The 12,954-nt window shown below is 56.1% G+C and carries 6 protein-coding genes and 1 pseudogene; 5 read left to right on the top strand and 2 right to left on the bottom strand.

Going from position 1 to position 12,954, the window contains the following annotated elements; all coding sequences use genetic code 11:
* The first annotated feature begins 306 nt into the window (after positions 1–306).
* From FPB55_RS13170 to FPB55_RS26685, 3 genes and pseudogenes are all read left to right on the top strand, one after another.
* Positions 307–582 (top strand): metal/formaldehyde-sensitive transcriptional repressor, encoded by a 276-nt coding sequence (locus FPB55_RS13170; protein ID WP_144188380.1) that lies wholly within the window; start codon positions 307–309, stop codon positions 580–582.
* A gap of 20 nt (positions 583–602) precedes the next feature.
* Positions 603–1,541, top strand: a complete 939-nt coding sequence (dmeF, locus tag FPB55_RS13165) for a CDF family Co(II)/Ni(II) efflux transporter DmeF (protein ID WP_144188378.1) — start codon at positions 603–605, stop codon at positions 1,539–1,541.
* Between the two features lie 158 nt (positions 1,542–1,699).
* Positions 1,700–1,786 (top strand): annotated as a pseudogene (locus tag FPB55_RS26685) (hypothetical protein); the annotation flags it as partial.
* Between the two features lie 37 nt (positions 1,787–1,823).
* Here the strand turns inward: FPB55_RS26685 and FPB55_RS13155 are convergent.
* Both FPB55_RS13155 and FPB55_RS13150 read right to left on the bottom strand, forming a co-directional pair.
* The gene (locus FPB55_RS13155) at positions 1,824–2,213 is read right to left on the bottom strand and encodes a tautomerase family protein (RefSeq protein WP_144188376.1); all 390 of its coding nucleotides are present in this window, start codon (positions 2,211–2,213) and stop codon (positions 1,824–1,826) included.
* Between the two features lie 217 nt (positions 2,214–2,430).
* Positions 2,431–3,593 (bottom strand): IS3 family transposase gene (locus FPB55_RS13150; RefSeq protein WP_144188374.1). Its coding sequence is split into 2 segments (ribosomal slippage): positions 2,431–3,338 and positions 3,338–3,593, totalling 1,164 coding nucleotides; the frame shifts between segments, so codons are not numbered across the junction.
* A gap of 1,251 nt (positions 3,594–4,844) precedes the next feature.
* On the opposite strand from FPB55_RS13150, the gene FPB55_RS13135 reads away from it, so the two are divergent.
* Positions 4,845–11,471 carry a DUF3320 domain-containing protein gene (locus FPB55_RS13135; RefSeq protein ID WP_144188372.1) on the top strand — a complete coding sequence of 2,209 codons (6,627 nt, stop codon included), beginning with the start codon at positions 4,845–4,847 and terminating at the stop codon, positions 11,469–11,471.
* Positions 11,472–11,999: 528 nt separating this feature from the next.
* Positions 12,000–12,731, top strand: coding sequence for a hypothetical protein (locus FPB55_RS13130; RefSeq protein ID WP_238706585.1), 732 nt, complete (start codon positions 12,000–12,002; stop codon positions 12,729–12,731).
* Positions 12,732–12,954: the final 223 nt, after the last annotated feature.

Here is a 12,954-nt window from a genome sequence, read left to right as displayed (position 1 = left end):
GTGCATAGCTTTGTGTTCTGAAGCCGCGCTACCGAGTTCTATAACTACTGCGGGAGGAACCTGATCGTGCCATAGCCATCCGCTTTTGGTGGGGGGCAGCTTTGTGTCGGTAGTAGCCAGTCGCGAATGACTGTCGCAAGGGGGTAGTCATCGGCGAGAAGGGCTCTTCAAACCCCTCGATTTACCCTCGAAAATGAAGTCACTACACCCCCAAGGACGTGTAGGTAAGCCTTCCAACCGCTAACCCTTGCATACGTATAGGGGGTATATCTATCATGCAGGGCGTATAGGTAGGGGGGGTATCCCATGAGTCACATTGCAGCGAACAAAGACGATCTGCTCAAACGTGTGAAACGTATCGCCGGACAAATCCAAGCCGTTGAGCGGGCATTGGAGTCGGACCTCGATTGCGCGAAAACACTGCACCTTGTCGCCGCTACTCGTGGAGCTATCAATGGCTTGATGGATGAAATCATCGAAGACCACGCGCGGGAGCATGTCGCGAATCCTGCTCTCAGCGAAGAAGAGCGTAACAAAGGCGTTCAGGAGCTTCTTGAAGCGATTCGCCGTTACTCCAAGTGAACGCATCCAGGATCAAGCTAATGTCTAGCACGAACATAAATTACGCTCACGATCATGTGTTCCTTGGCTCGGCACATGACGAAAATGCCAAACGTACGCTCTGGGTTGTGGCGCTGACCGTTGTGATGATGGTTGGTGAGATCACTGCTGGCTATATCACGGGCTCGATGGCGTTACTGGCTGATGGCTTTCACATGGCAACTCATGCCGGCGCATTGGGCATCACAGCGGCAGCTTATGTATACGCAAAACGCCACGCATCCAGCCAGCGCTACAGTTTCGGTACCGGTAAGGTTGGAGATTTGGGCGGATTCGCCTCGGCGCTGATTCTCGGAATGGTCTCAGTGGGAATGGGCGTTGAGTCTGTCATGCGCCTCACGCAGCCAACAGAAGTTCAGTTCGGCCCCGCGACGCTCATCGCGATTGCCGGTTTGATCGTCAACATTGTCAGTGCCCTGCTGCTAGGTCACGGGCATAGTCATGGGCACGATCACGATCACGATCACGATCACGATCACAGCCATGCCTACGCCCACCACGGTAACGACAACAACCTGAAATCGGCCTACGTCCACGTCATTGCCGACGCGCTGACTTCCGTTCTGGCTATTGCTGCATTGCTTGCCGGCCAGTATCTCGGATGGGTGTGGCTGGACCCGGTCATGGGGATTGTCGGCGCCATTGTTATTGCGCGCTGGGCATGGACCTTGATGGGGGCCTCCGCAGCAGTACTGCTGGATAAGACAGATGAACACGTCGCCTTGGAGATCCGCGAGCTGGTTGAGAGACAGGGGGATGTCACTATCACGGACTTGCATGTCTGGCGAGTTGGACCACAAGCCCATGCAGCTATCGTAAGCGTCCTTGGGGATGCAACTGCGAACGCTGACACCATTCGCGAACGGCTAAAACCGGTTCACGAAATCAACCATCTGACGGTTGAATACCGGCCGATCTGATTTAATTCCTGTTGAAGTGGCTGGATCCACAGGTTATATGGCTTGCCCTGGATAGCTGCTATTGACCCATAGCGGCCATTCGCAACCGTCCGCATACCACTTTCAGCAACGTTGCGAGCTATCAAATAGGTGTTTGGTAACGCCGTAATCCGTATGCGTATCTGAAGGGTGTTCTCACGCGCCTGCCATCACAGCGGGCGAGTGAGATCGGGCGATTGCTGCCGCATCAGTGGGTGCCGGCCTAGCTTACGCAAGGTAAGCTGGGCGGAGGATTATCTTTTTTCATCCCCATAGTTTCTCCGCTTGCGGCACGCCGCCATAGCCATAGGCCGTAGCACGCACGTCTATGATGTGGACGTTCGAATGAGGGTGCACATTCCCAATGCGCTCTGAGAGCAAATCATACGACTCACGCTGATAGCGCCGTTTTTGCGCCACTGTGGTCGTCTCGTCGGTAATCGTGATCTCCAGGCGAAAGCTATTTCGCCCCAAGCTCTCAAGCGATTTACTGTCGATAAACCAAAAACTAGGATCAACGAACCCAACGATCACCATCGTTTGTGATGGCTGCTTGTCCAGAACGCGTGCAGTCAGTTCAGTCAACTCGTGGCTGAGTCGGGACGCTAAGGCAGCATCAGGCGCACCAGGTAGGGTTAGGGTGATACCAGGCATTTCAGTAATCCTCGTCAGTGATGTACTAGTAACTTAGCCTTTGAACATCATCCTAAAAAGCGGGAAAATCAGTGTTCATCTTCCTGTTTATCCGGAACTTGCATGTACCACTTCGATCTCACCCAGCTCTACGTCTACTTAGCAGTCTGTAACGCAGGCAGTATCTCTGCTGCCGCTCCGGCTCTGTTTCGCTCAACCTCCGCCATCAGTGTAGTGGTCAACTCATCCCGGACACGGTTTTGAGTTTTTCTTCTGCTTTCGCTGGAGCTAGTCCATCGTTGAACTGATGAGGCCGGATCCAGTTGTAGTGGCCCATTAGGTATTGGCCAATGTCTCGTTGAGCTTGCTGCCCGGTCAGGTAGCCCGTGGTCGGTATCCACTCTGATTTCAAGCTGCGGAAGACTCGCTCCATCGGTGCATTATCCCAACAGTTGCCTCGGCGGCTCATGCTCTGGCGCATGCGGTAGCGCCACAGTCTCTGGCGGAACTGACGGCTGCCATATTGCGATCCCTGGTCGGAGTGGAACAGTAGTCCTTGAGGCTTTCCACGCTGTTCGTAAGCTACGTCCAGCGCTTTGACGACTAAGTCTGCATCCGGCTTCTCTGATAAGGCCCAGCCCACCACTCTGCGTGCGTAGAGATCCAGTACAACTGCGAGATAGTGCCATTTGCCTTGAGCCCAGACGTAAGTTATGTCTCCACACCAGACCTGATTTGGCGCTTCGACATCAAACGCTCGGTTCAAGGTATTCGGAATATCTGGCCGCTCCACTGTGGCCTTTTTGTACGCATGTGATCCTGGCTGCTTGCTGATCAACGCCAGCTCACGCATCAGGCTGCGTACCTTGAACCGCCCGATTTGCTCACCTTCTTCTTGCATCATTGCCATGATGGTACGGCTGCCGGGCGCACCTCGACCTCGCGTGAACAACTCATTCACTCGACTGCGCAACCGCAGTCGTTCAACGTCCGGAGTTCGCCTTCTGTGACGATGTGCGTAGTAACTTGAGCGAGTGACTTCAAACACTTCGCACAAACAATCAACGGGCTCATGATCGCTGAGCTGGCGGATCAGCGCGTACGCTCGAGATCTTCCGACATCAAGAGCGCGGTAGCCTTTTTTAGTATCGATTTCTCGCGTTCAAGGCGCGTGATCCGGGCTTCCAACTCTTGGATTTTTTGCTGCTCTGGCGTCAACGCTTTGCTGGCCGGCGTAACGCCGCCGCGCTCCTGCTGAAGCTGATTAACCCATTGGCGCAGTGCCGACTCGACCAAGCCGAGCGAACGGGCCGCTTCGGCATGGCTGTAGCCTTGATCGAGCACCAGGCAGGCAGCTTCGCGCTTGAACTCAGGGGTAAAGGTACGGCGTTGCTTGGTCATCGGACACCTCTCTGTGGCGAGCATTCTCGCCTAAATGGGTGTCCGGGGTTAGTAGACCACTACAGCAGGCCCTCTGGTTTGAGATGGAGATCCTCAATGCACTTGCCTTGGCCGAGTGGGAAGAGGAAGGATTCCCTCTAGATTGGTCGCACCGGTGGAGTGAAGGGTACGAGCAGGATGCGCGCGCGTTGGTTCCGGAGCTGATTGCTCTGATTGTCTGCCCTGAATCATCCGAGTAATCCACCGCAAAGACGAACTGTCGCGCAGCTATAGGGCAGGGGAGCGGATCTCATTTTGCTTCGCCCTCGCAGCGAGGGAAGGCTGAAGTCTAGAACTTGAGTGGCCATCGAAAGGAACGTCCAGCCCAGTTACACCTCCATCACCTTGCAGGTGCTCGATTTCGCAGCGCAGGCTGTTAATGAGATCCACTGGAGGCCTACCAGTCTGCTCGCTTATGGTGAGGGTCAATATGGTCAATGGGCTCAACTCCAGGCGTTGACTCACCTGCTCGAGCTTGTCCAACGTGATGCTTGCTCGAGCACCCTCCAGCTTGGAAAGGAACGTGCGGCTAGTATCACCGAAATCACGCTGCGAGATGTTTCGCTTGCTGCGAAGCGCGCGAAGCACAATGGCGAATGATGACTTTAGGGACATGTACGGCTCCTCCGCTTTAGCTGGCAACCTGCATCCACTCGAGTCGATTTTCTGCATTTACAGATTCGAAACCGGGACGCAGAGGTCGCGCTCACGTCGATGCACTGTTGATGCATACAGTATATACAGCTAAGCTCGTCAGGAGAACATTTGTATCCTCAGCAGCGACGACCGTTATGACAACCCCAGAACAAGCCGCCGACGACCGCTTTGCCTTTTTTCCCGAGAGGAGCTGCTCGAGCAGCAGTGCCTGTTGCTCGAGAGCGAGCTGGCGCTGATGGGGGAAGAGCTGACGGCCTCCCGCGAGAAGATCGCCACGCTGGTGTTGATGTGGACAAGTATCAAGAACGAGCTTCGGCAGGCTGAGGCAGATTTGAGCAAGGCGAGATATCAGCTTCAGGTAAGCGCTACGGCACACTGGTAGGGCCATTTTGTTCATTGCTGAAACCTTTCAATGGTTAGCGATCGTCTAGGCGCGACCAAAGGCTCATTACGACTGTTACTGGAAGCGCTATCATCCCGCCATTAGCTCAAGAGGAGCCCTCTGGCCGGCCAATTCCGGCACTCCCTTGGGCATAACGACAAGGAAGGTTGCGCATGGACGACATCGTTCAGCCCCTCACGCACCAAGACCAAATCCCTCCTAAAGAAGTGAAGATCCTGGCCACCTTGGTGGCGAAGCTAAACCTTGCCGACTTCCAGAACGCCATTCCCGTGATTCGCGAGCTTCGCATCTCGAACGAGACAGAAGACCGCTTCGTCAATGCGACCCTGACGTTGACCTCGGAACCTGAAGTGTTCAAGGCCAAGGTCTGGCGGATCGATGAGGTTGCGGCAGACAGCTTCCGAATCATTCCAGGGCTTGATTTGGTGCTTGACGGCCCGTTACTTAGCCGCCTGACCGAAGCAGAGCTATCGACTTTTTCTTTCGTGCTCGAGGCCGATGACAAAGAAGCCGAGAGTGGCAGAAAGCAGGTCGCCCGTCTTGAGCAAGTCGTAGACCTTCTGCCCCGTAATCAGTGGGGTGGTTTGCGGCATATTCCGGACATGACGGCCGCCTTCGTTCAGCCAAATGATCCGGCTGTCGAGCGTCTGCTGAAGCAGACGGCTGAATTGCTTCGTCAAAGTGAGCTGTCATCGTCACTGGACGGGTATGACGGGGGCGCCAAGCGTGCTTGGCAGCTGGCGTCTGCGGTCTGGAGCGCCGTTGCAAGGATGAAGCTGGACTACGCATTGCCGCCGGCAAGTTTTGAACAGTCAGGTCAAAAGGTGCGGAGTCCAAGCCAGATTGCCGATACTGGCTTGGCTACCTGCATGGATCTTACCCTGCTGTTCTGCGCTGCCCTGGAGCAGATCGGGCTCAACCCGGTCATCGTTTTCACCCGCGGTCACGCCTTCGCGGGACTGTGGATGAAGCCCGAGGAGTTCACTACTGCCCTTGTCGATGATGTGACGGCGGTACGCAAGCGGGTGAAGCTGCGGGAACTGGTTCTATTTGAAACGACGCTCAGTACGCAGAATCCTGTCCCAACCTTCTCTTACGCAGTCGAGAGAGGTGAGAAGCAGATTGCCGAAGACCCGGAAAGCGAATTTGAAATGCTGCTCGACATTCGCCGGGCTCGACTGCAACGGATCAAGCCGCTCGCAAGTGCTGAGGCTCAGATCGCACGGATTGCTGAGGAGGTTCCGGTGGCTTCTCCGACGCTCCTGGTCGAGGACGGGGCTGGAATCCCTGATGAGATCCACGAGGTAATGGTCGAAGACCTTTCCAAGCTCGACCCAGCAGACCGGCTTGGCCGGTGGCAGCGCAAACTCCTTGATCTCTCGCTTCGAAACAACCTCTTGAACTTCAAGACGGGGAAGCGGGCGCTCAAGCTGGAGTCCCCAGATCCAGGAGCCCTCGAGGACGTATTGGCCAGTGGTCAGTCGCTGAAGCTGCTCACCCGCCCAGACCTTATGGATGGTGCTGATCCGCGGGAGCGCGCTCTGTATGAGCAACGTGAGCGTGAGGATGTTCGTCGCCGGCATGCCGAGGATGCCCTTAAGCGCAGAGAGGTGTTCGTTGCGCTGACATCTAATGAGATGGATGTTCGACTCACCGAACTGTACCGAGGTGCCCGCACAGCCCTTCAGGAAGGCGGCTCAAATACGCTCTTCCTGGCCATTGGCTTCCTGAGTTGGACACGCGAGGACAGGGCAGGACAAAAGTACAAAGCGCCATTGGTTTTGGTTCCGGTCACGCTGGAGCGCAAGAGCGCTCGCTCCGGATTTACCATGGTGCTTCACGATGATGAGCCTCGCTTCAACCCAACCCTTATCGAGATGCTTCGGCAGGATTTCGAGTTGGGCTTGGGGTCGCTGGAGCACGAATTGCCTCGGGACGATTCTGGTCTTGATATCGCCGGCATCTGGAACAAGGTCGGCCATGCCATCAAGGACATACCAGGTTGGGAGTTGAGCGAAGACGTCGTGCTGTCGATGTTCTCGTTTGCCAAATACCTCATGTGGAAGGACTTGGCCGAGAACGCCGAGCACCTGCGGCAGAGCCCAGTGGTTCAGCACCTCTTGGACACCCCGCGCGATTCGTTCGTTTCGGACACACCATTCCCAGAGGCAGAGTCGCTGGATCGTGATTACGGCCCGACCGATGTCTTCTGTCCATTACCGTCTGACTCTTCGCAGCTGTCGGCAGTCATGGCAGCAGCCAAGGGCAAAGACTTCGTGCTCATTGGCCCGCCCGGTACCGGCAAGAGCCAGACGATTTCCAACATGATCGCCCAGTCGATTGCCCAAGGGCGTCGCGTGCTGTTCGTCTCGGAAAAAATCGCCGCGCTGGATGTCGTGTACCGTCGCCTGCGTGAGATTGGCCTGGGTGAGTTCTGCCTCGAGTTGCACTCAAGCAAGGCTCGGAAAACTGATGTGCTGGCCCAGCTGCAGTCCGCTTGGGAGGCCAAAGGGCAGGTCGATTCCGCTGCATGGAAGGTTGAGGCTCAGCGTCTCGCAACGCTGCGCGACAGCCTGAACATTTACGTCGAACGACTGCACCGGCGCCATCGCAACGGTTACACCATTTACGATGCGATTGGCACCGTCACTTCGGGTGGCGATGAAGCTGTTGCTCCTGTTGGTTGGGCGTCACCTGACACGCATGACCAGAATGCCATGCTTGAGCTTCGTGAATTGGGCGATCGCCTCGAAGTGAACGCGCAGGCTGTGGGCTACAGCCAGCTTGCTGGTAATGCGTTGTCCGCAGTTGGCCAAGCGGAATGGTCACCTCATTGGCAACAACAGTTCGTGCAGGCGGCTCGTGATGTGTTGCCTGCTGTGCTGGATGTGCAGCGTGCGGCTGATCGCTTCGTTGAATTAGCTGGGCTTCCAGCTTCGGAATACACCCCGAGTGTACTGGAGGGGCTGTCAGTTCTTTCCCAGGCATTACCCGCGGCAGCAGGACAAGATTGGCGCTTTGCGTTGCGGCCTGATGCCCGCTCCATTTCTCAACGCCTGAGCGACGGCTGTGCGTGGGTTGAACAACACCGAGAGCTCAACGCTAAGCTTTCGTCGCTCTGGCCTTCTCGCGTTGTGGCGGATGCGAAGCAGGGTATTGAACTGCTGCAGCAACGTCGCACCATATTCGGTGAGCTCAGCCCGGCCTGGCCGGAAAGTGTCACTGATGTGCTTGCTCAGGCGGTGGCACTGCTTGGCCAAATAGTAGAGCTCAAGCAGCAGCTAAGTGCGACCTATGGCGATACGATCGAATCGCTCGACATCGATCTGTTGCTGCGTGAGTGGAAGGAGGCTGATGAATCGTTCTGGCCAAAATCCTGGTTCGGAAAGCGTCGTGTCTCGGGTTTACTAGCCCCGACTCAAACCACTGCTGGCGAGGCTGATCACGGTAAAGATCTGGCCACCTGGGCAGAAATCCGCGCCGTGCGCCGTGCTATTGATGAGCTTGAGCCCGGGCATGAGTGCGTTGCCGTTTGGCAAGGTTCAAAGTCTGTGGCAGAGCGACTTTCGACGTCGATCAAGCTTCAAGAGGCCATTCGGCTCCAGCAAGCAGACTTGGACTGGATTGATGATGGACTCCAGTTGGTCGAGCAAGGTCAGTTGGGAGATGCATTGAAGGAAGAGCTCCGGCGGCTTCGGACGCTGACTCGCCTTGATAGCGATATGGCTGCCTTGTCCGACCTTGGCTCGAGCACTCAGCAGCTTTGGTGCGGGAAGGGCACCAACATTGACCTCCTGACTGCAGCACTGCGCTTCCAGGCTGAGCGTCGGGATATCGAAGAGCGCGGTCGCCTTGTTGATGATCACCCCGAAGTGCAAGAGGGCCGCTGTGGAGCGTTGCTGAAAGGTGACTTCGACCTGTTGAAGCAGCGGGCAGCGGTTGAACGTGATCTGTCCGACCTGGCTGACCTGCGAGAGCTGGTACCGGTCTGGAGTGACCTGAAGACCAAGCTTGAGATTGCACGTCAGGCTGTGGCGTTCCAAGGGCAGGTAGCAACTGCTGTTGCGAAGCTCGCGCTAAACCCGGAGCAGATTGCAGCTTACAAGGCTCCCCTTCAAACGCTCTTGGGCGATGGCAACGCTCTGCTAGAGCCTGAAGGTGCGATAGCTCTCGCCGGCGTTGGCCTGCGTGAAAAGCTTGCGTTGTTGCAGGAGCGTTCATCGCATCTGTCTTCGATCGGTCACTTCACCGAGGCCGGTGCTGATGAGACCTCACACCTTTCGTTGAATGACCTCAAGAAAAATTGCGAGACCGTAGTTTCTTCTGAGGCGAGACTCAAGGCATGGTGTGCCTGGAGGAAGGTGCGCGATGAGGCCTTCGCCGTTGGCCTCGCCCCAATTGTCCAGGCTATGGAAAGCGGAGCGATCACCACCGGAAAAGTCCGCCGCGTCTTCGAGGTGAATTACGCTCGCTGGTGGCTGAATACCACTGTCGATAACGAGGAAGTGATTCGGACATTTGTCAGCGTTGAGCATGAACAGCGTATTCGCGATTTCCGAACGCTGGATGACAAGTTCACCGAGCTGACGAAGGACTGGCTCCGTGCTCGGCTGTGTGCTGACCTGCCAAGTCAAGACAGCGTGAGCCGCTCTTCTGAGTGGGGCTTGCTGCGTCATGAGATGGGCAAGAAAACCAAGCATATTCCATTGCGTGAGTTGATGACTCGGGCACCAGAGGCGCTCACGAAACTCACCCCGTGCTTGCTGATGAGCCCGCTTTCGATCGCTCAGTACCTGCCGCCGGCTTCGACCCCGTTTGACCTCGTCATTTTCGACGAGGCCTCCCAGATCCCCGTCTGGGATGCGATTGGTGCGATGGCGCGAGGGAAGCAGGTTGTGATGGTGGGCGACCCGAAACAGCTCCCGCCGACCTCGTTTTTCGATCGGGCTGAGTCCACGGCCGATGACGAAGATGTTGAGGCGGATCTCGAAAGCATCCTGGATGAATGCATCAGCGCGAACCTGCCGATGCGCAATCTGAACTGGCACTACCGTAGTCGCCACGAGAGCCTGATCGCGTTCTCGAACCAGCGTTACTACGGCTCGAAGCTGGTGACGTTCCCTTCGCCATTCACGGCTGATAAGGCTGTGAGGCTGTGTCCAGTTGCTGGTGTTTACGACAAGGGCGGCTCACGTACCAACCTGATTGAAGCAAGAGCCTTAGTTGCTGACCTTGTTGCTCGCCTTCAGTCGCCGGCCTTCCGTGAGAGCCGTCGTACTGTGGGAGTGGTCACGTTCAACGGTGAGCAGCAGAAGCTCATCATGGACATGCTCGATGAGGCATGCCGGAGGGATCCGTCGCTCGACTCGTACTTCGCTGAGTCTGAGCTCGAGCCTGTGTTCGTGAAGAACCTGGAAAGTGTCCAGGGCGACGAGCGGGACATCATCTATTTCTCGACCACCTACGGGAAAGACGCTGCCGGTGTGATGTCTATGAACTTCGGCCCGATGAACCGTCCGGGTGGCGAGCGCCGACTGAACGTTGCAATTACGCGTGCTCGCCAAGAACTGGTGCTGTTCTCGACCCTCCGCCCAGAGCACATTGACCTTGCTCGGACGCAAGCCTCCGGGGTGCGTGACCTGAAGCATTTCCTCGAGTTTGCTGAACGTGGGCCGCAGGCCTTGGCTGAAGCCAATTTCGGTAGTGTGGGTGGATTCGATAGCCCATTTGAAGAGGCAGTCGCTGCTGCCTTGGCCAAGAAGGGTTGGCAGATCCATACCCAGATTGGTGTCTCTTCCTTCCGAGTAGACCTGGGGGTTGTGCACCCTGATGCTCCAGGGCGCTTCCTAGCCGGTGTCGAGTGCGATGGGGCTACCTATCACCGCAGTGCGACTGCGCGTGATCGCGACAAGCTGCGTGAGTTTGTGCTGCGTGGACTTGGCTGGGAGATCGTCAGGATCTGGTCGACCGACTGGTGGGTTGATGCCGTGGGAACCGCAGAAAAGGTGCATCAACGTCTCACCGAACTGCTTGCCGAATCGAGGGCCAAGCAGGCGGTCATCGATGCTGCCCATGAGGCTGAGCGCCTAAAAGTCGATGCTGCTATGGCTGAAGTCATTGAGGTTGTGGATCAGGTTGCTGATGTAGCTTCGACTTCAGCTGCCGGAGCCAATGATCCGTCTGGCGCAATGCCAGAGTTGAAATACGCCAGAGCTGCCGCGGCTCAAGCCGCAGAAGATACCGTGATGCCTTATGTGCCAGTAGAGCACCTGGTTTACAAGGAAGCAGACCCTTCCGAGGCTGTTGAAGCTGTTGATCCAGACAAATTCTTCGAAGCGAGCTACACGGCTACCTTGGAACAGATGATTGCCCATGTGGTGGCAGAGGAGGGGCCTGTGCTCGATATGGCGCTTGCACGGCGTATCGCGCGTGCTCATGGCTGGGTCAGAACAGGCTCGCGCATTCGTGATCGCGTCGATCAAATAGCGCGGGCACGATTCCGATCTCACGAAGAGGAGCAGGCAGGAACATTCTTCTGGCCGACTCATCTCGACTCGGATATGAACATAGTCTTTCGTAGGCCGGGGGATGACGATGCCATTCGCCCACTCGCTGAAATCTGCTTGCCCGAACTAGGTGCCTTAGTAGATGAAATGACCAAGCATGGTCACGTAGGAGAGGGGCTGGTTTACGCAGTAGCCAAAGAAGCCGGGGTCGGTAAGCTTGCCCACGCGGGCCGTCAGCGTATCGAAAAAGCGATAAAGCGGATCGCAGAGTGATACTCGATAGGGCGCATTACCAGCGCCCCTTATCGATTCAGGGTGTAGCACTGTTGCTTCGAATTGTGCCGCGCCTGTGTACACACGAAGGCTAATTTGCAGCGGCAGAACAGGTCAGCAGCGAGATCGTATGCTGACCTGTAAACCGTCATTTGCCGCGCGGTTTGCCAGCATCGCTCCGTTTATCGCGGACTTGACCGTCCTTGTTGCGAGACCGTGGTTGTTCACCACCGCCAGGCTTTGGAACGTTCACGTTGGGGTTGAGAGGGCGACGATCTGTCATACGGAATCTCCTTCATCCAGCAATGTGAGATACAAGAGGTTTTCAGTAAATCGCGAGCCGCGCAGAAAGGTGTGCACACATCATATGGTGGTTTTCCTTGCCGCAAGACACAACATAATGCGCTCCGCTGGTGTTCGCAAGTGTTTTGGATCCCTTTAAATTTCCAAATTTTTACGCCCGGGCAGTGCCGACTGTTCGACGGCATATGCTAATGTGCCATCACGCATTCGGTATGCAGCATCGTGATGGGTTGGAAAGGGACTGTAATATCGCTGCAGGCATCAGCCAGACGAGCTGAGCGCAACGCTCATCGTCGGCAGCGTGAACTCGAGAAGCGGCAAAAAGAGTTCGACAAGATGGAGGCTCTAGAGCAAGCAACGTACGAGGTAGAGGTCTATGAAAATCACATCGATCTCCTACTTTCCATGCACAAGGAATGCGCTGAGCCGGTGCAATGGAAGAAGATCCTCTCAACGCCAGAGCCCCGGCAACCCTTGAAGAGCGGAGTGCTCGAGCAAGCCGCACTTCATGCATCTGCTACCTATCGCCCTAACTTTTGGACACAGCTTTTCAAGCTTGAGCATCGCCAGCGCGAAGCGCTTTTGGGGAGAATCGGCGTCGCCGCGGCCGAAGATGAAAAACTGTTCCAGGCAGAGCTTGATGAGTGGAAGACTGCACACGACGATTGGGCGGAGGAGCGCGATATTGCTCTGCGTATCCTGGATGGTGACCGCCAAGCGAAGCTCGATGCTATAAAGGCTTTCGAATCTTTTGAGGAAATCTCCCACCTAGGCTCATCTATCCAGATGGTCGTCCATGAGGGCGGATTTCTGGAAGCGAAGCTGGCCATCCACGGTTCACACGTCATCCCGTCCGAAATCAAGTCCCTGCTCAAGAGCGGCAAGCTCTCAACCAAAGCATGGAGGATCAACCGATTCTCAGCGTTGCCTTCTCTCGGGCCACAGTCGACGGCCTGAACCTTGAGGCGATTGACCCATCAGACGCGATGAAGAACTTTGTACACAACATGAGTTTTAAGAGAAGTGGAGGGTTTTCGGCGGTGCAAGCTCTGGACGCACAGCGCTTTGCTGGTGTCGAGGCATGAGGTCATAGAGGCCTAGGCCAATCTGAGAGTGGAAATGAAGAAACGGGGTTTTATGAAAGGACAGCCTGAGGAGCGGTATGAGGATGCCATCGCAA

Origin of the sequence: Pseudomonas sp. BJP69, from assembly GCF_007633355.1 — a bacterium.
Classification (GTDB): Bacteria; Pseudomonadota; Gammaproteobacteria; order Pseudomonadales; family Pseudomonadaceae; genus Aquipseudomonas; species Aquipseudomonas juntendi.
Note: the sequence above shows the minus strand (reverse complement) of the source record. Positions and strands in the feature narration are given on the sequence as shown.

Excerpts from the sequence above, each read along its gene's own strand:
- FPB55_RS13170 (WP_144188380.1), top strand. The coding sequence starts at position 307 with ATGAGTCACATTGCAGCGAACAAAGACGATCTGCTCAAACGTGTGAAA.
- dmeF (WP_144188378.1), top strand. The coding sequence starts at position 603 with ATGTCTAGCACGAACATAAATTACGCTCACGATCATGTGTTCCTTGGC.
- FPB55_RS13155 (WP_144188376.1), bottom strand. The coding sequence starts at position 2,213 with ATGCCTGGTATCACCCTAACCCTACCTGGTGCGCCTGATGCTGCCTTA.
- FPB55_RS13135 (WP_144188372.1), top strand. The coding sequence starts at position 4,845 with ATGGACGACATCGTTCAGCCCCTCACGCACCAAGACCAAATCCCTCCT.
- FPB55_RS13130 (WP_238706585.1), top strand. The coding sequence starts at position 12,000 with ATGGGTTGGAAAGGGACTGTAATATCGCTGCAGGCATCAGCCAGACGA.